General features: G+C 37.5%; 25 protein-coding genes. 1 reads left to right on the plus strand and 24 read right to left on the minus strand.

Annotated features, from left to right (window positions below; all coding sequences use genetic code 11):
- Positions 1 to 67 precede the first annotated feature (67 nt).
- The 17 genes from DYR29_RS18950 to DYR29_RS19030 all read right to left on the minus strand — a co-directional run bounded on the left by DYR29_RS18950 (position 68) and on the right by DYR29_RS19030 (position 16,132).
- Positions 68 to 1,447 (minus strand): NADH-quinone oxidoreductase subunit N, encoded by a 1,380-nt coding sequence (locus DYR29_RS18950; RefSeq protein ID WP_213278081.1) that lies wholly within the window; start codon positions 1,445 to 1,447, stop codon positions 68 to 70.
- Between the two features lie 151 nt (positions 1,448 to 1,598).
- Entirely contained in the window at positions 1,599 to 3,092 is a 1,494-nt protein-coding gene (locus DYR29_RS18955) for a complex I subunit 4 family protein (protein WP_047423980.1), read from the minus strand.
- 2 nt (positions 3,093 to 3,094) lie between these two features.
- Entirely contained in the window at positions 3,095 to 5,008 is a 1,914-nt protein-coding gene (gene nuoL, locus DYR29_RS18960; protein WP_047423981.1) for an NADH-quinone oxidoreductase subunit L, read from the minus strand.
- 2 nt (positions 5,009 to 5,010) lie between these two features.
- Positions 5,011 to 5,340 (minus strand): NADH-quinone oxidoreductase subunit NuoK, encoded by a 330-nt coding sequence (gene nuoK / locus DYR29_RS18965; RefSeq protein WP_002983557.1) that lies wholly within the window; start codon positions 5,338 to 5,340, stop codon positions 5,011 to 5,013.
- Positions 5,341 to 5,344: 4 nt separating this feature from the next.
- Positions 5,345 to 5,842: an NADH-quinone oxidoreductase subunit J family protein gene (locus DYR29_RS18970; RefSeq protein ID WP_047423983.1), complete on the minus strand. Its 498-nt coding sequence runs from the start codon at positions 5,840 to 5,842 to the stop codon at positions 5,345 to 5,347.
- Complete coding sequence (locus tag DYR29_RS18975; protein WP_040996950.1) at positions 5,842 to 6,399, minus strand: NuoI/complex I 23 kDa subunit family protein; 558 nt, start codon at positions 6,397 to 6,399, stop codon at positions 5,842 to 5,844. Before DYR29_RS18975 ends, DYR29_RS18970 begins: the two co-directional genes overlap by 1 nt.
- 57 nt (positions 6,400 to 6,456) lie before the next feature.
- On the minus strand, positions 6,457 to 7,521 hold the full coding sequence (gene nuoH, locus DYR29_RS18980; protein WP_213278082.1) for an NADH-quinone oxidoreductase subunit NuoH: 1,065 nt from the start codon (positions 7,519 to 7,521) through the stop codon (positions 6,457 to 6,459).
- 74 nt (positions 7,522 to 7,595) lie between these two features.
- A complete protein-coding gene (locus DYR29_RS18985) occupies positions 7,596 to 8,600 on the minus strand; it encodes a 2Fe-2S iron-sulfur cluster-binding protein (protein ID WP_213278083.1) in 1,005 nt (334 codons plus the stop codon).
- Positions 8,601 to 8,641: 41 nt separating this feature from the next.
- On the minus strand, positions 8,642 to 9,553 hold the full coding sequence (locus tag DYR29_RS18990) for a hypothetical protein (RefSeq protein ID WP_213278084.1): 912 nt from the start codon (positions 9,551 to 9,553) through the stop codon (positions 8,642 to 8,644).
- Positions 9,554 to 9,558: 5 nt separating this feature from the next.
- A complete protein-coding gene (gene nuoF, locus DYR29_RS18995) occupies positions 9,559 to 10,917 on the minus strand; it encodes an NADH-quinone oxidoreductase subunit NuoF (protein ID WP_213278085.1) in 1,359 nt (452 codons plus the stop codon).
- Between the two features lie 102 nt (positions 10,918 to 11,019).
- Complete coding sequence (gene nuoE / locus DYR29_RS19000) at positions 11,020 to 11,529, minus strand: complex I 24 kDa subunit family protein (protein ID WP_047423997.1); 510 nt, start codon at positions 11,527 to 11,529, stop codon at positions 11,020 to 11,022.
- 121 nt (positions 11,530 to 11,650) lie between these two features.
- Positions 11,651 to 12,874 carry an NADH dehydrogenase (quinone) subunit D gene (gene nuoD / locus DYR29_RS19005; protein WP_047423999.1) on the minus strand — a complete coding sequence of 408 codons (1,224 nt, stop codon included), beginning with the start codon at positions 12,872 to 12,874 and terminating at the stop codon, positions 11,651 to 11,653.
- 68 nt (positions 12,875 to 12,942) lie between these two features.
- The gene (locus tag DYR29_RS19010; protein ID WP_123908951.1) at positions 12,943 to 13,437 is read right to left on the minus strand and encodes an NADH-quinone oxidoreductase subunit C; all 495 of its coding nucleotides are present in this window, start codon (positions 13,435 to 13,437) and stop codon (positions 12,943 to 12,945) included.
- A gap of 6 nt (positions 13,438 to 13,443) precedes the next feature.
- Positions 13,444 to 14,004 (minus strand): NADH-quinone oxidoreductase subunit B, encoded by a 561-nt coding sequence (locus DYR29_RS19015; RefSeq protein WP_002983540.1) that lies wholly within the window; start codon positions 14,002 to 14,004, stop codon positions 13,444 to 13,446.
- Between the two features lie 70 nt (positions 14,005 to 14,074).
- Positions 14,075 to 14,446, minus strand: a complete 372-nt coding sequence (locus tag DYR29_RS19020) for an NADH-quinone oxidoreductase subunit A (RefSeq protein ID WP_047377762.1) — start codon at positions 14,444 to 14,446, stop codon at positions 14,075 to 14,077.
- A 273-nt stretch (positions 14,447 to 14,719) separates the two neighbouring features.
- Positions 14,720 to 14,896 (minus strand): hypothetical protein, encoded by a 177-nt coding sequence (locus DYR29_RS19025; RefSeq protein ID WP_213278086.1) that lies wholly within the window; start codon positions 14,894 to 14,896, stop codon positions 14,720 to 14,722.
- Positions 14,897 to 15,001: 105 nt separating this feature from the next.
- On the minus strand, positions 15,002 to 16,132 hold the full coding sequence (locus DYR29_RS19030; protein WP_213278087.1) for a GTP cyclohydrolase: 1,131 nt from the start codon (positions 16,130 to 16,132) through the stop codon (positions 15,002 to 15,004).
- Between the two features lie 105 nt (positions 16,133 to 16,237).
- Here DYR29_RS19030 and DYR29_RS19035 point away from each other — a divergent pair, with 105 nt between their 5' ends.
- Positions 16,238 to 16,948, plus strand: coding sequence for a zinc metallopeptidase (locus DYR29_RS19035; RefSeq protein WP_213278088.1), 711 nt, complete (start codon positions 16,238 to 16,240; stop codon positions 16,946 to 16,948).
- On the opposite strand, the gene DYR29_RS19040 is transcribed toward DYR29_RS19035, so the two are convergent.
- The 7 genes from DYR29_RS19040 to DYR29_RS19070 all read right to left on the minus strand — a co-directional run bounded on the left by DYR29_RS19040 (position 16,945) and on the right by DYR29_RS19070 (position 23,667).
- The gene (locus DYR29_RS19040) at positions 16,945 to 17,550 is read right to left on the minus strand and encodes an IMPACT family protein (RefSeq protein ID WP_213278089.1); all 606 of its coding nucleotides are present in this window, start codon (positions 17,548 to 17,550) and stop codon (positions 16,945 to 16,947) included. The genes DYR29_RS19035 and DYR29_RS19040 overlap by 4 nt on opposite strands.
- Before the next feature lie 118 nt (positions 17,551 to 17,668).
- Entirely contained in the window at positions 17,669 to 17,851 is a 183-nt protein-coding gene (locus DYR29_RS19045) for a hypothetical protein (RefSeq protein ID WP_213278090.1), read from the minus strand.
- Positions 17,852 to 17,882: 31 nt separating this feature from the next.
- A complete protein-coding gene (locus DYR29_RS19050; RefSeq protein WP_167498923.1) occupies positions 17,883 to 18,047 on the minus strand; it encodes a bacteriocin-like protein in 165 nt (54 codons plus the stop codon).
- Between the two features lie 63 nt (positions 18,048 to 18,110).
- Positions 18,111 to 19,136, minus strand: coding sequence for a bifunctional diaminohydroxyphosphoribosylaminopyrimidine deaminase/5-amino-6-(5-phosphoribosylamino)uracil reductase RibD (ribD, locus tag DYR29_RS19055; protein WP_213278091.1), 1,026 nt, complete (start codon positions 19,134 to 19,136; stop codon positions 18,111 to 18,113).
- A 63-nt stretch (positions 19,137 to 19,199) separates the two neighbouring features.
- Positions 19,200 to 21,002, minus strand: coding sequence for a DUF349 domain-containing protein (locus tag DYR29_RS19060; RefSeq protein ID WP_213278092.1), 1,803 nt, complete (start codon positions 21,000 to 21,002; stop codon positions 19,200 to 19,202).
- Positions 21,003 to 21,077: 75 nt separating this feature from the next.
- Positions 21,078 to 21,815, minus strand: a complete 738-nt coding sequence (locus DYR29_RS19065; protein WP_213278093.1) for a shikimate dehydrogenase family protein — start codon at positions 21,813 to 21,815, stop codon at positions 21,078 to 21,080.
- Between the two features lie 61 nt (positions 21,816 to 21,876).
- On the minus strand, positions 21,877 to 23,667 hold the full coding sequence (locus DYR29_RS19070) for an endonuclease (RefSeq protein ID WP_213278094.1): 1,791 nt from the start codon (positions 23,665 to 23,667) through the stop codon (positions 21,877 to 21,879).
- Positions 23,668 to 23,716 lie beyond the last annotated feature (49 nt).

Raw genomic sequence — 23,716 nt, forward strand, 5'->3', positions numbered from 1 at the left:
TTCCAGTTATTGATAATAAAAAAGCACAACTGAAAAGTTGTGCTTTTAATATTTTAAAATTCAGATTTTACAATCCGAACATTCTTGCAAATAAATCAGGGAAAATTCCAAGGATGATAATCAGAGCGATAACTACTACTGCAATGATATTGTAAGTCAATGTTACTTTTTCTGATGATTTGAATGTAGATTCTTTAAAGAAGAACATTGCGATGATCAGTCTTAAATAGTAAGCGATTGATAGGGCAGACCCTAATACTGCTACCAATACTAAGAAAGCTGCACCGTTCATAGCCTGGGAAAATAAAGCAAATTTCCCCATGAAACCAGCTGTTAGCGGAACCCCTGCCATTGAAAGCATAGAGATTGCTGCTGCTGTTGCTAATAAAGGTTCAGTTTTCGCCAATCCTTTGAATGCTCCGAAAGAGGTTTCTCTCTTTAACTTCTCTACCCAGATCAGACACATGAAAACTCCTACTGTAGATAAAGAATAAGCAAATAAATAAAAGGCAAGGTTATAAGTTGAAAGGCTTGTCATTCCGAAGAATACCAATCCGATATATCCTGCGTGAGATACTGAAGAGTATGCCAGCATTCTTTTTGCATTTGTCTGAGCAAGACCCATAACGTTTGCCAAAAGTAAAGTAATGATTAAGAATACACCTAGAACGTTGATCCATTCGTGAGTAACTCCGGTGAAACCAAGAGTCATCAATCTGAATAGCGCAAAGAATCCGGAGATCTTTACCACACTCGCCATGAAAGCTGTAATCAGTGAAGGAGAACCTGCATATACATCAGGACTCCACATATGGAAAGGTGCTAAAGCTACTTTGAATGCCAATGCACAAAGAATCAGTAATACTCCTAAGATGAACATTACATTCCCTGAATTAGCTACTCCAAAATCATGAATCTTGTAAAGATCAAAACTTCCTGCACTTCCGTAGATGAATGCAATCCCGAACAGTAAGAAACCTGTTGCAAAGGCACCCATCAGAAAATATTTAATAGAAGCTTCGTTGGATCTAAGATCAGTTTTATTAGCTCCAGCCATTACATATAATGGAATAGAAAGAATCTCAACTCCCAGGAACATCGTCACTAAGTTCTGATATCCGAAAAGGATGATTCCTCCACATAATGCAAATAGCATCAATGCATATAATTCTGACTGGTGGCTTCTGTGGTTGCTGAATGCAAAACCTCCCAGGAAGAATAATAATAATGTTGTTACGATAGATATTTTAGTGAATAATGCAGTATTGCCACTGTACTCATACATATGCTTGTAATGATCGAAGAACGAACATTCCGGCATAAAACTTACGTACAATGCGATGATTAATCCCAAAATCCCAATGTATCTTGCGAATTTTCCTTGTTCAAAAACTCCTGAAAATAACGCAATAACTGCCGTTAGGAAAACAATAATTAAAACACTCATAATATAGATTTGAGATGCGAGATTTGAAGTTTAAAGTTCAAGATTCAAGGTTTAGAGTTCAAGGTTCAAAAGTTCCTGTCTCTTATCTCTTCGTCTTTATCTTTATTCTCTCTAATCTCTTAATTTTTTAATTTTTAAATCTTTTAATTTTTTAGTTAGCCATCGCCATGTAGATAAACTTCACTGAACTACTCACCATGTCGATTACCGGTTGTGGGAAAATACCTAGTAAAATCACAAAAACCGCTAAGCTTGCCAATACAGAAAATTCTACTCCTGACAAATCTTTTGCTGTACTTAAAACGGCTTCATCACCTTCTCCAAACATTGCTTTTCCGTAGAATCTCAATAAATACACAGCACAAAGAATTACCGTAAGACCAGCAATTACTGCTGCTGTTCCGTTAAAATCATAAACAGATTTCAACAAAATAAATTCTCCGATGAATCCATTAGTTAATGGAACACCCATTGAACCTAATATAATGATCAAAAACAATACAGCAAACTTAGGCGCTACTTTAGCTAAACCACCCATTTGTCTGATGTCTCTTGATTTAAATCTCTTGTATAAAATATCACAACAGTAGAATAATCCCACTACGTTGATACCGTGAGCGAAAGTCTGTACCAAAGCTCCTTCAGCACCTTCAACGTTGAATGTTCCTCTTAAAGTAACTACTGCCGATGCAAAGATACCAGCTACCATTAATCCTACGTGAGAGAAAGATGAATACGCAATGATTCTCTTCATATCCGTCTGGATAATAGCGATCAGGGCACCATGAACAATTCCTACAATCGCAAGGATGATCACAATCTGTCCTGAGATTCCGGCTATCGGAAGTGGAGTGATTGGAAGCAAGTAACGCATTACACCGTATACTGCCATCTTAAGCATGATCCCTGATAACAGCATCGATCCTTGAGTAGGAGAGTAGGTATAGGTATCAGGCTGCCATGTATGGAAAGGGAATACCGGTAATTTCACTGCAAAAGCAAAGAAAATAAACCAGAATACCACAGTCTGCTGTACTTCGTTCAGTTGTGCATTATATAAATCTGTTAAAGCGAATGATGCTGAGTGATTGTACACATAGATCAATCCGGCTAACATAAATAATGATCCAACGAATGTATATACGAAGAATTTCGTAGTGAATTCGAATCTTTTATTCTCTTGTCCCCAAAGTCCGGCAATGAACCAAATTGGAATCAAAGTTACTTCCCAGAAAATGTAGAATAACAATCCGTCTAAAGAAGTAAACACTCCTACAAGTCCGAACTGCATCAACAGAATCAACCCGTAGAATGTATTTCTATAGTTTACATTTTCGTTGAAAGATGATAAAATAATGATTGGAGCCAGAATATTGGTCAATAATAAAAGAAGCATGCTCATCCCATCGATACCGAAGTGAAGAGAACTCTTCATAAATTGTGACCAAGGATAATTGATTTCGTGCTGCAATACACTATCTACCGTCGGAGTAAAATCGAAATCCGAAAGTATATAAAATGTAAGAAGCATTTGTACCAATGCAATTCCCAGTGCCAAATATTTGCTGGAATTACTCTTCCATGCAAAAACTAATCCCGAACCTACTAGAGGTAATAGTAATAATGTTAATAATAAACAAGACATTATTATTGTAATAAAAAGTTAACAATTAATATAATTCCCACAGCTAAAGACATGATAAGAATATACGTCTCTACATTTCCGTTTTGAACACGCTTCATAGCTTTTCCGCTGTCTTCAGCACCATCACCTACAAAGTTTACAAAACGGTCTAAGATACCCTTATCAAACATCTTTCCTCCGCGTCCTAATCCTTCAACAGTTTTTACAATCAATGCGTTGTAAAGTTCGTCAACATATAATTTCTTAGCAGAAAGCTTTTCCCATCCGGTGTAGTTTTCTTCTGCAACAGCCATTTTTTTCTTTTTCACGTAGGTATTTCTAACGATAAACCATACAGAGAAGAACATAAGTACTGTAGCTGCTAATAAGATCATTTCAGTATTGAAAGGCACTCCTGAAAGAGTAGCTTCCATCTGGCTGTAGCTTTGTTCAGTAAGAACTGGCTTTAACCATTCCATCAGTTTAGCATAATGCCCGTGACCGATGAAGTGTGGCAGGTTGATAAAACCTCCGATTACAGAAAGGATTGCCAATACGATCAATGGTAATGTCATATTTGACGGACTTTCGTGTAAGTGGTGTTTTTGTTCTTCAGTACCTCTGAATTCACCGTGGAATGTCAAATAATACAGTCTGAACATATATGTTGCAGTGATTGCCGCTAAAACAAATAAGATTACCCAGTAGATAGGGTTTTTAGCGAAAGCTGCTACTAAAATTTCGTCTTTAGAGATCATCCCTGATAATAAAGGGAAACCTGAGATGGCTAATGTCCCGATAAGGAATGTAGCGTGGGTAAGAGGAATATATTTTTTAAGCCCTCCCATGAAACGCATATCCTGCTCGTTGCTCATTGCATGGATTACAGAACCTGCACCTAAGAATAACAAAGCTTTAAAGAATGCGTGTGTCATTACGTGGAACATCGCTGTTGTATATGCTCCAAGACCTAAAGCAATGAACATAAATCCAAGCTGTGAAACGGTAGAGTAAGCTAATACTTTTTTGATGTCGTTCTGACGAAGTGCATAGAATCCAGCTAAAGCCGCTGTTAAGAATCCGATGAATAAAATTCCTCCCTGTACTGTAGGGGCTAAAGTAAATAAGAAGTTTGATCTTACTACTAAATAAATCCCTGCCGTTACCATCGTTGCCGCGTGGATCAAGGCTGATACAGGAGTTGGTCCGGCCATCGCATCCGGTAACCATGTATATAATGGAACCTGAGCAGATTTACCGGTAGCACCGATGAATAAACTCGCTGTGATAAAAATAATCACTGTTCCGTCCAATTCAAATTTTGAAGCGTTTTCTGCTACAGAAAGATAATCTACAGCATTGGTCTGAGAAGCAATCATGAAAATACCGATCAATAACGCAAGGTCACCAATTCTGTTCATGATGAAAGCTTTTCTTGCTGCTTTACCGTATTCTTCGTTGGTATACCAGAATCCGATCAACAGGTAAGAACAAAGACCTACACCTTCCCATCCGATGAATAGGATAAGGTAGTTGCTTCCCATTACTAAAAGTAACATAGAGAAGATGAAAAGATTCAGGTAAGTAAAGAACTTATAGAACCCTTTGTCATGACTCATATATCCGATAGAGTATAAGTGGATCAGTGAACCGATACCCGTAATGATCATCACCATCATTAAAGAAAGCTGATCAATCTGAAATCCAAAATTGATTTGAACTCCATTTACTCTAAACCATTCAAAAGCTTTTACGATTACAGGCTGGCTTTCAGAATTAAAATTCATAAAAAGACTTACAGCGATACAGAATGATCCGAAAACCATTGCCGTAGCCAAAGATCCAACCAATATTTTTGGAAGATTTTTCCCGAATAAACCGTTAATAAGAAACCCTAAAAGTGGTAAAAGTACTATTGCATATACTAGATTCTCCATTCTTATCCTCTTAATTTATTAAATATACTCACATCTACAGAACGGGTATTTCTATACAGCATAGCAATAATTGCCAAACCTACTGCTACTTCAGCAGCAGCCACTACCATAATGAAGAAAACTAAAAGTTGTCCGTCGCCGTTGCCTTTATACGCTGAAAAAGCTGCCAATAAAAGGTTTACAGAATTCAGCATAAGCTCTACACAGCCCAGAATCACAATAGCATTTTTTCTAAGCAATACTCCCATTACTCCCAGACAGAACAATACTGATGAAAGAATGATGAAGTAGTCCAAAGGGATGCTTTGTATAAATGTATTTACTTCTCCCATAATTTTATAAATCTTTTTTACCGATTAATACCGCGCCTACAATACCTGCCAGAATTAGGATGGAAGCAAGCTCAAACGGTAAAACATATTCATTAAACAAAAGTCTACCCAGATTTTTCGTAAGACCGATACCTCTGTCTACATTTTCAACCACAATGTGTTTGTCCTGTACGCCCCTGAAAACTCCCAATACACCTACTAAAAGAAGACCTGCTGTAAAAACTCCAACAAACTTTAAAGTATTGTTCTTCTTACTTTCGTCTCCTTTATTAAGGTTAAGCATCATCAGGATGTAAAGGAAAAGTACCATGATGGCACCTGCGTACACTATAATCTGGATAATTGCAAGGAACTGTGCATTTAAAAGAACGTACATACCTGCAATTGAAAACATCGTAACAATTAATGACAAAATAGCATAGAGAGGATTTCTTGCAAATACAAAATACACTGCACTTGCCACTGCTAAAAACGCCACCAAGAAAAATAAAAACTGATCCATTATTTTACCGCATTTTTTTGTTTCTCGGATTGTCTTGTGGTGATATCAATCCTTTCATTTATTTTTTCAACTAATTTATCTTTTCCATAGATGAAAGAACCTCTGTTGGTTTCTACGTCTACCAGTCTGTCTGTAAGATAGATGGCAGATTTAGGACAAGCTTCTTCACACATACCGCAGAAAATACATCTCAGCATATTGATTTCATATACTGAAGCATATTTCTCTTCTCTGTAAAGACCTTTTTCCTCTTTAGTTCTTTCAGCAGCCGTCATTGTAATGGCTTCTGCAGGACAAGCTACCGCACAAAGTCCGCAAGCGGTACATCTTTCTCTGCCTTCTTCGTCTCTTTTCAAAACGTGCTGGCCTCTCCAGATGGTTGTTCTTGGCTTCTGTACTTCCGGATACGAATATACTGCGGGAGCACCTTTTATCACGGTTCTTACAGCATGCTTAAATGTAATCCCCATCCCTGTAAAGATAGCAGGTAAGTAGATTTTTTCAGCAAGGGTCATTTCTTTATTGGAAACAACTTTTGATCTGTTTGTAAGTTTCATTTATTTAATTTTTTTAGGCTGAACTTGTATCCAGCATTAAAAATATATTCTTATCTCTTAGTTTGCAAATGCTAAAATTACAGCTCCTGTAATTAATAGGTTTACCAATGCCATTGGGATTAATGTTTTCCATCCTAAGTGCATTAACTGGTCATATCTGAATCTTGGAAGCGTCCATCTGATCCACATGAAGATCAGAATTCCGATGACAGTCTTCGTTAAGAATGCTACGATACTCAGGATTCCTGCAGTGTTCTCACCCCAGTTCTGAGTTACCCATTCAATACCAGGATAGTTGTATCCTCCGAAGAAAAGAACGACCATGAATGCATTGGAAATAAACATGTTCACGTATTCCCCGAACATATATAAACCTAATTTCATGGAAGAGTATTCTGTAGAGTATCCTGTTACCAATTCAGATTCACACTCAGGTAAATCGAACGGGTGTCTGTTGGTTTCAGCTAAAGCTGCTACAAAGAAAACAAGGAAAGCGATCGGCTGGTAGAAAATATTCCAGTTCAGTCCGGAAACCCAAGGAATGACTCCCCATAATTTCCCAGTAGTCTGGCTTTCTGTAATTTCTTTTAAATCTAAACTTCCTGTCATCATAATGATAGAAAGAAGCGCTAATCCCATTGCCAATTCGTAAGAAATCATCTGAGAAGAAGCACGGATAGCACCTAGTAATGAATATTTGTTGTTCGAAGCCCAACCTCCGATCATAATTCCGTAAACCCCGATTGAAGCCATTCCGATGATGAAAAGTACACCAACATCAATGTTAGCAACCTGAAGATCAAAAGAAGTACCTGCAATATTTAAACTTTTACCCCAAGGAATAACAGCTCCTGTAATTAATGAAATAAACATTACCAAAGCAGGTCCTAATACGAAAAGGAATTTTTCTGCATTGGCCGGCGTAAAGTCTTCTTTGAAGAAAAACTTTCCACCATCAGCAAGAGGCTGCAGCAATCCGAAAGGTCCGGCTCTGTTGGGACCAATTCTATCCTGCATGATAGAGGCTACTTTTCTTTCTGCCCAGGTAGAGTAGGCTGCAATCGTAAGCGACAGCAGGAAAAGTGCTAGTACAAGTATAAGTTTAAATGTAAGTAAATCCATCCTGAATTTTAGATTTTAGATTTTAAATTATAGATTTTGCATTCATTTAAAATCTATAATTTAAAATTTATAATTTATGATAATTTTTCGTCTTTTTCACTGATTTCTTTCGCCATAGGATTGTCTAAAACTCTTAGCTCATCCTTAGGTTTTTCGTAGTGGTTCAATGAAATTACAGAGTGTCTGTCGATATGTCTAGGACCTTCGATGTTCCAGTCTGATAATGCTTTTCTTTCAAAACGGCATGTATCGCAGATGAATTCTTCCACTTCACCCCACTGATCTTTTCTGGCAGTTACTCTTACGATTTCGTCACCTTTCATCCATACTACAGCTTTTCCGGAACACTTATCACATTTACAAGAAGCGTTCATTGGTTTTGTAAACCATACTCTGCTTGCAAAACGGGCTGTTCTGTCTGTTAATGCTCCTACCGGACAAACGTCGATAATATTTCCGATGAAGTCATTGTCTAAAGCTTTATTTAAATAAGTTGAAATTTCAGCGTGATCTCCTCTGAAAAGAATACCGTGTTCTCTTGTTTCTGTAAGCTGGTTGGCTGTCAGTACACATCTTGCGCAAAGAATACAACGGTTCATGTTCAATTTGATGTTTGGTCCAAGATCATCAGCTTCGTAAGTATTTCTTTCAAATTCTGTTCTTGTACTCTCTACACCATGCTCATATCCTAAGTCCTGAAGATGACATTCTCCTGCCTGGTCACAGATAGGGCAGTCCAGCGGGTGATTCACCAATAAGAACTCGGTAACCGCTTTTCTTCCTTCCTGGGCTTTCTCAGAAGTAAGGTTTTTTACTTCCATCCCATCCATTACGTTAGTTCTGCAGCTTGCCACTAATTTCGGCATAGGACGAGGATCTGCTTCAGACCCTTTAGAAACTTCCACAAGACATGTTCTACATCTCCCTCCACTGGTCTCTAATTTGCTGTAGTAGCACATAGCGGGAGGTACAGATTTTCCACCGATTTGTCTTGCTGCTTCCAGAATGGAAGTACCAGGCATCACTTCAGTAGTCTGTCCGTCTATAGTTATTTTGAATTTTTTAACTTCTTCGCTCATATGATATGCTTTAAGCTTTATGCGTTAAGCAATAGGCTTTGTTATTTATATTTCTTAGTATTAAATGTATATCCAATTCCTCCCAGAACCTGTCCGAAAACAAAATCCTGGCGTGCTTTGTCCGGCTTATTATTCAACGTGGTTTTGATGTCCCACATATTGATATATCCTGCTTTTCCTTCTAATCTCAGCATCCAGTTTTTCCAGAAAACCAAGTTAAGACTGGATCTGATATCGGTTCCCATACCTGCAACGTGAAAACGGTCACTTCTCTCATTTCCAAAAAGCTTTACATTACTCTTCGGAAACATAAACCCAATCCCAGCTCCATAAGACCATACCAAATCTATATTTTTCTTATGAACAAGATTTTTGTATTTCTCAAGACCTAAGTTTTCATAGTTTAGTCCGTCTGTATGTTCAAAAGTAAGGAACTTCTCATCTGCAAGGTTAACCTGCCCGTTTTGAACCATTGCTGCGTATTCAGGATCTGAAATATGACCTTTGAAACCTACTGTCTGGTTCTGATCCATTACATATTTCATATGGTCTATCCCAAGTACCAATGCTAGATTGTCTTTGATAAAATATCCTATTCTGAAATTATACTGTGTTACCGTGAACCAGCTTGGATCAAAATAGACAATTCCAAATTTTGTAGGTCTGTCCTGTGCCGTTACGTTATTCAGTTGAAAATCATATCCGTTTCCGGTAAAATGGATATCAGAATTGCTGTAAGCCGCTCTGTTCCATCCATAAAATACGAAAACCTGACCTTTCTTGCTTAATGGTAAAGGCTTTTCCTTTCTTTCAGCTTTAATCTGCTGTTTTTCACTCGCTACATATGACAAATCCTCTTCAAAGGATCTATTATAATTTGTTGTATCTGTTTTCTTATTCTGTGCAAATACAAAATTCGACATCATTAAGCCGACAACCAATAACTTTTTCATTTTACCTATGCGTTCTTTTCAACAGCCGGAATAGGATCTGCATAATGTGCCAATCCATAGTTTTGTGTCTGAGATAACTCAGGGTTTTTCACGTGCCACTCAAATTCATCTCTGAAGTGACGGATTGCTGCTGCAACCGGCCAGGCTGCTGCATCACCCAACGGACAAATCGTGTTTCCTTCGATTTTTCTCTGGATATCCCAAAGTAGATCGATATCTTCCATTTTTCCTTCTCCTTTCTCGATTTTCTTCAAAATCTTGTACATCCATCCTGTTCCTTCGCGGCAAGGCGTACATTGTCCACAGCTTTCGTGATTGTAGAATCTCGCTAAAGTCATAGTGTGTTCTACAATACACTGGTCTTCATCCAAAACGATGAAACCTCCTGAACCCATCATTGTTCCGGTAGCGAAACCACCGTCTGCCAATGACTCATAGTTCATATATCTTGGCTCTCCGTTCACTGTTCTCAGCAATAGATTAGCTGGAACAATAGGAACAGAACTTCCTCCAGGAATACAAGCCTTTAATCTTTTACCATCTTTGATACCACCGCAATATTCATCAGAATAGATGAATTCTTCCACGGTAATAGTCATATCAATTTCGTATACACCAGGTTTGTTGATGTTTCCACAAGCAGAAATCAATTTCGTACCTGTAGATCTTCCCACTCCGATTTTAGCATATTCAGCACCTGTAATATCAATAATTGGAACAATTGCCGCAATAGATTCAACGTTATTTACTACCGTTGGTCTTTCCCAAAGTCCTTTTACAGCCGGGAATGGTGGTTTTAATCTTGGGTTACCTCTTTTTCCTTCAAGAGATTCAAGCAATGCGGTTTCTTCACCACAGATATATGCTCCACCACCTCTCTGAACATAAATTTCACAATCGAAACCTGTTCCCAGGATATTTTTACCTAAAAATCCTGCTGCTTTGGCTTCTTCAATAGCTTCTTCAAGGATATCCGGAATCCATGAATATTCTCCACGGATGTAGATATAAGAAACATTAGAACCTAAACAGTAAGATGAGATCAGCATTCCCTCGATCAATACATGAGGAAGGAACTCCATTAAATATCTGTCCTTGAAAGTTCCGGGCTCAGATTCATCTGCATTGACAACAAGGTGTCTCGGAACGCCTTCAGGCTTTGCCAGAAAGCTCCATTTCATCCCTGTTGGGAATCCAGCTCCACCACGTCCTCTTAGTCCTGAAGCTTTTACTTCTTCAAGAATTTCGTCAGGAGTCATCTTCAAGGCTTTTTCGGCTGCTGTATAACCTCCCTGTTTACGGTACGTTTCAAAGTAGCGAATACCTTCTATATGTGCGTCTTTAAGTAAAAGTTTTTTACTCATTGTTATTTGCTTATTGCAATTGGCGTGTAGCTTCTTGCATTAATTATGATTAAACGTTAAGTGAATAATTTAAAATCTAAAATGTAGAGTTTAAAATTTCTATTAGTCTAAAGCAAGTTGTCCCTGTCTGCAAAGTTCAAGGATTTCGTCTACTTTTTCTATTGTTAAATTTTCATGAAAGAATTTTCCAAGCTGCATCATTGGTGCATATCCACATGCTCCAAGACATTCAGCTGGTTTTAATGTGAACATACCGTCTTCAGTAGTTTCTCCATCCTTAATATTCAGTTTGGTTCTGATATGGTCAAGGATTTTTTCGCTTCCGCAAACCATGCAAGGTCCTGTTCTGCAAACTTCCAAAACATATTTACCTACCGGCTTCATATTAAACATGGTATAGAAAGTAGCTACCTCATATACTTCAATCGGTTGGATACTTAATAGTTCGGCCACATAATCCATTACAGGAACATCTAACCATCCTCCGAATTCTTTCTGTGCTAAGTGAAGTACAGGAAGAAGAGCAGATTTCTGTCTTCCTTCAGGATATCTTGCGATAATTTTATGTACCTGTGCTAAACTTTCCGGTTTAAAAGCTATTGTTTCGCTCATTTTTTATCTAAGATTAAAGAACATAGAAAAAGAGAGAATAGACTCTGAAATTCGTGTCCTAAATTCAATTTATATTGGGTGATGAAAGTCTTTTATCTTTCATCTATTTTCTAAATTCTAATTATGCGTCTAATTCTCCCGCAATAATATTCATACTACACATCGTTACAATGGCATCTGAAATTACAGAACCTGTAATCATTTCAGGATATGCCTGATAGTAGATGAAACATGGTCTTCTGAAGTGAAGTCTGTAAGGGCTTCTTCCTCCGTCACTCACAAGATAGAATCCTAATTCTCCGTTTCCACCTTCTACAGCGTGGTAAACTTCTCCTTTAGGTACATCAGTTTCTCCCATTACAATTTTGAAATGGTAGATCAATGCTTCCATTTTCTGATATACATCTGCCTTTTCAGGAAGATAGAAGTCAGGAACATCCGCATGGAATGGCCCTTCCGGAAGATTTTCGTATGCTTGTTTGATAATTTTGATTGATTCCCAGATTTCCTGTTGACGAACCATGAAACGGTCGTAAGTATCTCCTGAAGTTCCTACAGGAATAATGAAGTCGAAATCTTCATAGGAAGAATAAGGCTGTGCAACTCTTACATCATAATCTACTCCTGCTGCACGTAAGTTGGGACCTGTGAAACCGTAGCTTAATGCTCTTTCGGCAGAAATGGCTCCTGTACCGATGGTTCTGTCCATAAAAATTCTGTTTCTTTCCAATAGGGTACAGAATTCTTTGAATCTTGGTGGGAACGTTTTTAAGAAGTCCTGTAATAACTCATGGAATTTTGGAGTGAAATCTCTCTCAAAACCTCCGATTCTTCCCATATTGGTTGTCATTCTGGCTCCGCAGATCTGCTCATACATATCATAAATACGTTCTCTTTCGATGAACATATAGGTAAGACCTGTAATAGCTCCTGAGTCCATTCCGGTTACCCCGTTACAGATCAGGTGGTCACCGATTCTTGCCAGCTCCATTAAGATAACACGCATATAGTCTACACGTTTTGGAACTTTAACGCCAATCAGTTTCTCTACTGTCATGTGCCAACCTAAGTTGTTGATTGGTGCAGAACAGTAATTCATACGGTCCGTAAGGGTAGTGATCTGAGAGTAGTTTCTTCTTTCAGAAATTTTCTCAAATGCTCTGTGGATATATCCTACCGTTTGCTCAGCGTGAAGAATTCTCTCTCCGTCCATCGTTAAGATATTCTGGAAAATCCCGTGAGTAGCAGGGTGGGTAGGCCCTAAATTGAGGGTGTATAATTGCCCGTCAATCTGTTCCTTACTTTCGTACTGGTTTAGTATATTAGATAATGAGTTATCTTTCATAATATATAATTGATAATTGATAAAAGATAATTGATAATGAATCAACCATCAGTAATCATTTATATTTTTTATCTTCCGAACATATTATCGTCCTTATCGGTTCTGGTACCGTCTTCAAGTCGATATTCTTTCAACATTGGGTGGTATCCCAGATCTTCCATATTCAAAATAGGTCTTAGATCCGGGTGTCCTTTAAATTTAATCCCATAGAAATCAAACGTCTCTCTTTCCATCCAGTTAGCTCCGGCATAGAGCTCAGTAAGAGAATCTACTTCAATATTTTCTCTGGACATGAATATTTTCAGACGTAATCTGAAATTGGCCATCATATTATGCAAATGGTAGACAACACCTATTTCCTTTTCAGGGAATTCAGGGTAATGAATACCACAGATATCCGTAAGGAAATTAAATTCCAAAGATGAATCTTTAAGGTAGTGAATAATCTTCTTGATATCTTCTTTCTTCACCTCAATGGTCAGCATTCCATAAGGCTCTGAGCTTGAAATAACAGATTCCGGAAATTCTCTTGTGATTGCTTCTAATACAAATTCGTTTGTCATTTCCGTTTAGTTGCTTATGTTGTAAGAATCTAATAATTTCTGATATTCAGGCATGTCTCTTCTTCTGATGCTTTCGCTTTCTGCAAGAGCCTGTACCTGCATTACTCCTTCAATGATCTGTTCAGGTCTTGGAGGACATCCAGGAACATAAACGTCTACCGGAATAATCTTATCAATTCCCTGAAGTACAGAATATGTATCAAAAATACCACCGCTGGAAGCACAAGCTCCAACTGCTACTACCCATTTCGGCTCTGCCATCTGAGTATAAACTTCTTTCAGGACTGGCCCTAATTTCTTTGATATAGTTCCGCAAACCATCAGCATATCTGCTTGTCTTGGAGAGAAAGAGTTTCTTTCCATACCAAATCTTGAAGCATCATAGGTTGGGTTTAGGGTAGCCATAAACTCAATACCACAACAAGAGGTAGCAAATGGTAAAGGCCAAAGTGAAAACTTTCTAGCCATCCCGATTACACTGCTCAGTTTTGTTGCGAAAAACCCTTCTCCTTCATATCCTTCGGGAGCAGGTGCATCTGTTCTTATTACTGGTTTTTTATCTGACATTTTCTTTTGTTAAGTATTTAAAGATTAAACCATTTAATAATTAAATTATTCAATCTTTTAATGTTAAAATTTATTTATCCCAATCCAGCGCACCGCGTTTCCAGACATAGAAAAACGCTACGAAGAATATCGCAACGAACGTAAGCACCGCAAGGAATCCTTCCATGCCGAATTCTCTAAAGTTTACTGCGTAAGGATAAAAGAATACGATTTCAATATCGAATAGTACGAACAATACCGCAGTCAGGAAGTACTTGATAGAAAACGGTGTTCTTGCATTCCCTTCTACAGGAATCCCGCATTCCCAGCTTTGGTTTTTTACAGAGTTTCCTTTTTTCTGCTGTGGACCCAAGAAATGTGCCCCAAGCAAAGAAACAGCTACAAATCCTACTGCTACACCAGCCTGGATAAGGATTGGAATATAACTTTCAGGTAAATTCATTTTTGCATTATTATCTCAATTTGCAAATTTAGCGAATAAACAAGAAAGCATGAAATTAATCAGCTTAAAAGTAGGGTGAAAATGAGTTAAATCGGTAATTTAGAATCAATAAAAATTAGCTTTTGGCAATTATTTTTTTATGTGTTTTTCCCCTTTTTTCGTAGCAGGTGCCAAAAATTATATCCCATCATGGGTGTTGAAGATATTTTAGCATCCTCTAATGCGTGAAAATGTTGAGCTATATTCGGGTTTAGCGGAGACTCGTTTTGTATTTTATTTCTTCATTTTCCTTAGTACAGAATACGCCATAAAAGAGATGTATCCGAAAAGAATACTGGCAAAAAGGATATTGATAACAGTATTTGTTCTGTCATCCGGTGATTGAAAAAATAAGTTATAACTGATAAATCCAACGATTAGAATAGCAAAAATAATAAGCTGTGGTTTCATAAAGTAAAGTTAGGGATTTCTGGGCTTAGGCATTGATAAAAGGTGAGAGTTTGCATTTGTTTTCGGGATGCAGGACTGAATATTTCCTGCACCCTATAGTGCAAATTACTTATTCACTTCCATTGAATAGGTTCTTCTTCTCTTATGATTCACCGGATTATAATCCTGCCACAAGAGCTGCACACTTTTATTTTCTTCAAGTTCAGGATTGGTTTCTGCAAAATTAATTCCCATACTGGTAAATCGCACGAAAATCTCTTTGAAGATAATAGCCGTTACACCACGTCTTTGATATTCAGGATGAATCCCGATAAGATAAAAATTGGCTCTGTCATTCTTTTTGCCGGCCTGTAAGAAATGCCACCATCCAAACGGAAATAACTTTCCTTTTGATTTTTGTAAAGCTTTAGAATAAGAAGGCATTGTAATGGCGAAGGAAACCAATTGCTGATTTTCATCCACAACGCAGATTACATAATTTTTATCAATGAATGGGAAATATTTCTCTTTGTATGTTTTGATCTGCTCATCAGAGATTGGAGTATAAGTAGAAAGATGCTTATAGGTTTCATCCAGCAACTTGAACATAGGTTCTACATAAGGAAGAATTTCTTCCTTTGATTTGAATTTAAGAACGCTGAGCTTGTATTTCTGAGCAATGAGTCCACTGAATTTTTCTACCTTTTCAGGAAGCACTTTCGGGAAATTCATCTCATATTCTACCCATTCTTTTTCTTTGATCAGTCCAAGATTTTCAAGATGTTTAGGATAATAGGCATGATTGTAAATTCCAATCATTGTGGCTAGCTTATCAAATCCCATTGTTAGCATACCGGCTTTGTCGAGATTGGTAAATCCCATAGGGCCTTCAATCTTATTGATGTCATGTTCTTTGGCGTAATCAATAGCAGTCTGGATCAATGCTTTAGAAACTTCAGTATCATCAATGAAATCTATCCATCCAAAGCGGACTTTTTTTATGTCTAATTCTTTTTCCTCCTTATGGTTGATAATGACGGCAATTCTTCCCACTACCTTACTGTCTTTTAAGGCCAGAAACTGCTTGGATTCGGAATAATGGAATGCCGGATTTTCATTGGCATCCCAGATTTTCATTTCGTCTTTGATAAAGGATGGAACATAGTACGGATTATTTTTGTACAGATCCATCGGAAATTTTACGAATTGCTTGAGTTGACCGGCTGTTTTTACTTCAATAATTGAAACCTTAGACATAATTTTTGATGGTAATTTAAGGACAAATATAAATAATAATATCTTATACTTTGGCACAGTTTTTATATCATTATGGATAAAAATTAAACACAAAATCTATATAAAATGGTGGGTTATTATATCATTATTGGTATTTCAATGCTGGTGAGCTGGTGGGTTTCTTCCAGGTTGAAATCGAAATTTGAATATTATTCCAATGTACACCTTCGAAATGGCCTTTCGGGGAAAGAAGTAGCGGAAAAAATGTTGAGAGATAACGGGATAAATGATGTTCAGGTAATATCAGTTCCCGGGCAGTTGACGGACCACTATAATCCGGCAGATAAAACAGTGAACCTTTCTGAAGGGGTTTATATGCAGAGAAATGCCGCTGCAGCTGCAGTAGCAGCACATGAATGCGGACACGCAGTACAGCATGCGGTAGGATATTCTATGTTGAATTTACGTTCAAAACTGGTTCCTATTGTTAATATAAGCTCTAATCTGATGCAATTTGTCCTTATAGCGGGTATCGCGGTAATGGCTGCATCAAGAACTATGGAGAATCCCAATGGAAATACAACCGTTCTTGCCATTGGAGTTGCGATGTTTGCTGTGACAACACTTTTTGCTTTTGTAACACTTCCGGTGGAATATGATGCAAGTAACAGAGCTATGAAATGGCTTAAAGATACAGGAACTGTAACTGCAGAAGAATTTGTAGGAGTACAGGACAGCTTGAAATGGGCCGCAAGAACGTATGTGGTAGCAGCCTTAGGTTCTCTGGCACAGCTTCTTTACTGGGGATCATTGCTTCTTGGTGGAAGAAGGGATTAATCATTAAATTCAAATGAAACATATTGCATCTCGGAGAGTTTTTCCGAGATGTTTTCTTTTTGTGCAAGCTTCAGCGAGGCTGTAAGGATGCAGTTTTCATTAGCATCAAAATTCAAAACCTTGGCATCAAATTTTGAAAGCAGGGTAAATATTGTATTCTGCTGACTAAAATTGAACTGAATCTCTATCTCTGTTTCCAGCTCACGGGTAATAATCTGTGCTTCTTCCAATGTGATCTTTGCAGATTCCTTGTAAGTCTTTACCAATCCTGAAACTCCTAGTTTGGTTCCTCCATAATAACGGACTACAATCACAAGAATATTGGTAACCTCGTTAGCCAACAACTGATTGTAAATAGGTAATCCCGCACTTCCGGAAGGTTCGCCATCATCATTGGCGCGATAGTTTTCACCATGTAATCCCATTCTGAAGGCATAACAGTGGTGGGTAGCTTTCGGATGTTCTTCCCTTATTTTTTCCAGTGCGCTCTTTAGTTCTCTTTCATTGGTTACCGGGAAAGCAAATCCGATAAACTTGCTTCCTTTTTCCTTTAAAAGAGTATTTTCTATGGGTTTTTCTATGGTTTTGTATTCAAACGTCATTGTGAATTCCGGCTTTAATTATGCAAAAATATTAAATGCTTTAGTATTCTGCATCATGATCATAAATTAAGCCGTCAGAATTTGACGGCTTATCTTTTTTTTATGTAAAATTACACTTTTACATTGCATCTCCGCACAGATCCATTGGGATCAGACACATATAACTTGTCGGACCGCAAAAATCCTGAGGACATTGATCTCTACATCGTGTAGGTTGTCCGGTAGGTAGGATACATGTTACAAAAACACCTCCTTTGATGATTTTCATATTGGCTCTGGATACCTTGTTCAAATTTTTCATGGTAATATTTTGTTTGATTATTTCGAGAATATTAACATGGGAATGTTCCATCTGCCCATGGTGGCGGACAGCTCATACTTGAAGGCGTTGCGCAGCAGTGCTGTAATGAAGGGGGATAAAATGAGCAGCATTCAGGAGCGTTTCCTCCGTTTACTTTTTTTAAACTCTGTCTTGAAACTTTCTTTAAATTTTTCATAGTAATTTTTTTTTGTATAACTAATGTAAAGAAATTATTTCATTCACTGGTGATAAAGTGCTTTTATTTTAGTCTGAAGAAAGAAACCGTATTGTCTCTGAAATTTTCAATTTTAGTTGCTGTATGGTTGAATTCAGGTGCTTTTGTTCCTTTTTCCAGTTTCAGATTTTCATTTTTGATGACTATAGCTTCGTCCCAGAGGTTAGCATTGATAAACTGCTGCAGTGTAAAACGGCCGCCTTCAATAATCACAGACTGTATTTGTTCCTTATACAATGCTTCCATAAGCTCAGGCAGGAAATTTTCCTTATTGATTTTAATGAATTGGATAGATCCTTCGGTACCTTCTTTTACACTATTTAAAACCAATGTTTTTGCTTCATCATTGTAAATGTTGTAACCGGAAGGAACTTTTAAATCAAAATCAATGAGAATTCTTACAGGGTTTGTTCCTTCTGCATTTCTTACGGTAAGACTCGGGTTATCATTTAAGGCAGTTTGGGTTCCTACTAAAATAGCATGTTCGTCAGCTCTTAACTGGTGAACAAACTGATTCACGAGAGTGTTAGAAACAGCTGTTGGTTTAAAATCTTTATCCAAAAAGCCATCACCGGACTCTGCCCATTTTAAGATAATGTAAGGTCTTTTCTTTTCATGGTAAGTGAAAAACCTTTTATTAAGCTCAATACATTCTTGTTCAAGAATTCCTGAAACGGCCTCAATTCCTGCATCCTGGATGATTTTCTTTCCTTTGCCATTTACTTTATCATGTGAATCCATAGCGCCAATAACTACTTTTTTAAATCCTAATTCTTTAATCTTTAAAGCACAAGGTGGTGTTTTTCCAAAGTGTGCACAGGGCTCCAGCGAAACATAGATCGTGGATTCCGGAATAAGATCTTTGTTTTTAACGGAATTGATGGCATTGATCTCAGCATGGTTTTCTCCGGCTTTATGATGATAGCCTTCACCAATGATCTCCCCGTTGTGTACAATTACGCTTCCTACAAGAGGGTTGGGGTAGGTTTTGCCAAGAGCTTTCTGAGCCAGCTCAATACATCTTTTGATATACAGTTCGTTGTTGTTCATATTGATAAAAAGAAAAAGCGAAGACAAATTGCTTTGCTCCGCCTTTATTTATTTTGTTATCTGTTAATCTCCGCTGATAATACTGTGGAGATTCTGCTTTAATGTTTCCAGATGAGCTTTTTTCTCATCAATGGTGTTGTAAGTGTCTCTTAAAAGAGGATTTTCCCTTGATGGTTTGTTGAAGAAAGAAAGGTTATTTTCCAGTTTTACAATTTCAGCTTCAAGATCAGAAATCTGGTTTTTGATCTTTCTTGCTTTGTCAGTAAGTTGGTTTTCAGACAGACCTTCTTCTTTTAGTTCAAGCTCGTTGATTTTGTTTATTTTCAATTTTTCTCTTAATGTCTTGTTGAATTCAGAGTTGATTGAAATTTTATCTCTAGGAACTTTACCGATGTTGTTCCATGATGTTTTGATCTGCTCAATTCTTTCGATACTGCCTTCTTCATTGGAAACCAGTTTCAACTCATCAAGAAGTACTTTTTTGTTTTTATAGTTTTCTTTCCAGTTATCAGTGGAAGTATTGCTTTTCTCTCTGTAGTTGTTGAAGAATGCATTACATGCATCACGGAATTCATCCCAGATCTTGTTGGTCATGCTCTTTGGAACGTGGCCTACTTTTTTCCAGTCTTCCTGCAGTTTTTTGAATAATGGAACTGAAATATCCCATTCTTCATTGTTCATATTATCCTGGGCCGTCTGGATCAGTTTTAATTTCTCTTCAAGATTCGCTTGCTGTGAACCTTTCAACGATTTGTAATAATTATTTTTCGTTGTATTAAAACCTCTGAGTGTTGTTTTGAAATCATTCCAGTTTTGGTTGGATAATTTTCTTGGAACACTTCCGGTTTTTAAGAATTCAGAGCGTAGATCTTCAACTCTTTTGATGGCATTTTGCCAGTAGTTGTGATTAGGCGTTTCTGATGGTTCAGAAAGTTTCTTAATTTCAGCGATGATCTCGTTTTTCTTTTCAAGATTTACAGTCTGCTCTTTTTCAATAGAAGCAGAAAGTTCGGATTTTCTCTCGTGAATTTTGTTGGAAATTTCTTTGAATTCTTCCCATGTTTTTTCACGGAATTCCTCTGCAACAGGCTCAGCTTCTTCTTTCCAAAGTTTATGAAGGTATTGAAGCTCATTTAAAGCCTTCTGGATCACCGGTTCGTTTTCCAGTTCCTTAGCACGTGCAATGATATGCTCTCTCTTTTCAAGGTTGTGACTGTATTCCTGCTCCAGAAATTCTTTATTCAGATCCAGCATCTGGTAAAATTGGTTCAGGTGGTGGAAGTAGTTGTTATTAAGAATTTTGAATTCAGATTTTGCAACCTGTCCGGCTTTTGACCAGTCTTCTTTAATTTCACGGATAGATTTGAAAAGATTGATTCCCGGTTCAGAACTGGTATATAGATTTTTAAGTCTTTCAATAATGTTTTGACGGTGTTCAAGGTTTTTCTTCTGCTCTTCTTCCTGTCCTTTCTGGAAGCTGTCATGTTTCTCCTTGAAAATATTGACCAATGCAGAATATTTAGTCTGAGAAGGGTGCTCATAGCTGAAGTTTTCAGCAGGATTTCCGGCTTCTATATATTCATGCTTTTTATCCTCCACTTCATCATGGATATAGTGACTTGCTTTTTCCTTCAGCAGGTTGAATCTTTTGAAATTCTCGCCGGCATTGGGAGTGTTGATGATTTTCTCCATTTCCTTTAAAGCATCAGTCAGGGAAATTTCTACCTCTTCATGTTCTTCCAGGTGTTCTGCATCATCTTCATGTCGGTTTGCATCATGAGAAACGGTGTTTTCTGATGGGTCCTGAGATACTTCGTTAGGATTGTTCTTTTCTTCGTTTTCAGAAAGATTGTTTTCTGTAGTCATAGCAAATCTTTTATGTGAGTGGCGTTTTATATCCTTTAAATATAGCTGTAAGGCCAATTAATGCACTAATTTATGTTATTTTTTTTGAAAATTCCAAATTTCCCAAGCTTTTTCTGCTTGCTGTTCAAGCATATAATACCCGTTCACTGTCTTTGCTCCTTTTTCAGAGGCATTGATGATGAATTGAGTATAGTTGGGATTGTAAATCAGATCGATGATCAGGTGTTCAGAAGAAAGCCCGTCAAAAGGAAAGTTCAGACAATCTTTAACATTCGGGAAAGTACCTACCGGAGTGCACTGAATAATTATTTTATGTTCCGCAACGGTTTCTTTATCAAGGTTTTCAAAATTGATTTCCGTACTTCTTGAAATGGTTACAGAAGGGATATTATGTTTATCTAAAGCATATTTTACAGCTTTTGCAGCGCCTCCGTTCCCTAAGATCAGTGCTTTGTCCTGAGAAGGGGTTTTGTGTAAAAGAAGAGTCTTTTCAAATCCGTAAGCATCCGTATTGTAGCCGGTTTTTTTTCCATCCTGGATAAGAACACAGTTTACCGCACCTATTTTCTCCGCCTCATCGCTTAATTCATCAAGATAATCAATGATTTTTTCTTTGTAGGGAATGGTAACATTGAATCCTAGCAGGTCCGGAGAAGCAAAAAGGTTTTCCACTTCATTGATCTCGTTCAGATCAAAAATATCATAGGAGAAGTTCTTCAGCATGAGCTTTTGGAACTTATTTTCGAAGAATTTTTTAGAAAAAGAATAAGAAATGTTTTTTCCTATCAATCCTAATTTTTTATTGGAATCCATAGATCAAATGTAAAAAAAAGACCGGATAAATCCGGCCTTGGTTTGAAATATTTTTTAATAATTAATCTACGATAAATTTAGTAGAGAAATTATCTGTTTTCAGGATGTAAGTTCCTTTTACAATACCTTTAAGGTTGATTTTATTTGAATTTTTGAAAGGATTAGCGATCGTTTCAATTAATTTTCCTGAAAGGTCATAGATGTCGGCTTTTGAAATTTTGCTAAGGTTTTCTCCTTTTACAAATAATTCATTGTTTCTTACCGGGTTAGGGTAGATCGTGAATTCTGATTTATCTTTTTGAGTTTCAACAGTTCCTAATGTACCGAAACATGCCCAGGTAAGGTCATCCAGAGCAACTCTGTTGGAATTAGAAGAGTTGGTCAGCTTTATAACAACATTTCCGCTTACGTTTATATTGTTAATGGTAGTTGTAGTAACAACGTTACTGTAAGGAATAGTTCCTACATTAACATCATTTACAAAAACATTGAAATATCCTGCACTTCCTGAGAATTTTAATTGTGTTGTTAAAGTTAAATTCTGGATTCCGCTTGAAAGTGTTGAACTTGTTAAAGAACCATTTCTAATGGTAATGGCTTTGTTGTTGATAGTCTGGTCAACTCTTGCGTCTGTAGCAGTCCAGGAAATTCCGTTGTTTGTCCAGTTTGCTGTCAGATAAGTATTTGGTGCACCGGTGATGGTTTCAAAATTTTCTGTTCCACAGCTTCCGCCTCCTGCAGGAGTGTCAAGAGTAGTTTCTGTAGCCGTTGTACTTTGTGGAGAAGAGTTCCCAAAAGCATCTTTAGCAATTACATAGAAAGTATATTGAGTAAGTGGAGCTAATCCAGGTACAACAGTAGAAGTTGTTGTACCGGAAACATTAGCTTTTAATGCACCGTTAGCATAAACCTGGTAAGAAGTTACTCCTACGTTATCTGTAGCGGCAGTCCAGCTTACAGCGATAGAGTTGGAGGTTGGGTTGTTGGCAACAACATTGGTTGCTGCTGTAGGAGCCTGGTTATCAATTACCGGAGAACCCCAGATTTGAGTAACATATTCAGGGTGATCAATAAAAGGATTTCTGTTTCCCTGATATGTATAAGAAGCATTGTTTCTAGCAATTTCTTCTGCAGATACAGGATCCATTGCATTCCATGCTAAATATTGATTCAGTGCCCAAGGCTGTAATCCAGGAAATGCAGTGTTGCCAAGCATATCACCGGAAGTGAAATTAGAAAGCTGGCCTTCGTATCTTGTTACAAAATAAAAGAACATTCTGGCAATATCTCCTTTAAAAGCATCAATGGGCTCAAATACAGTACCTGAGTACCCTGGAGATACGGATGTCCCTAATTTTGATCCGTTTTTAGAGATGAAAGAAGTAGCACCAACAACTCCGAAGGGATAGTTTGACCTCATTCCGTTTACTTTTCCATCGGTAGCACGGATAAAATGAATATCAGCTACCATAGGAGAAGCACTGTTGAATAAACTCTGTGGAATTACGTGTTCTCTGTTGTAGCAGTCACCTTCATTAGCGTAACCATTAGATCCACATTGATTGGTTCCCAGGATGAAATTATAGTCATCCGGTCCATTTGGATTTTCAGAATAAATATCCAGAATAGTTCCGTCGTTTTCATAAAAATAATCACGGTCAGTAGTAGCATAGCCTGTCCATAAACCACTATAGCCATGATCTACATGTCCATTGGTGATGATGGTTTTAAGAGCCGTTTTAAGAGCAGCACCTGTTAAGGTTGGCGATTGATTGTAGTATCCTGCCGGAGCCTGTGCCAAAGCGCCTATAAATGTTACGCTTAAAAGAAAAAAAGATAAAAGTTGTTTCATTTATTTAAAATTGGGGCGTAAAGGTACGAAAAAATGAAACCGAAGTGTA

Source organism: Chryseobacterium indologenes (assembly GCF_018362995.1).
Taxonomy (GTDB): Bacteria; Bacteroidota; Bacteroidia; order Flavobacteriales; family Weeksellaceae; genus Chryseobacterium; species Chryseobacterium indologenes_G.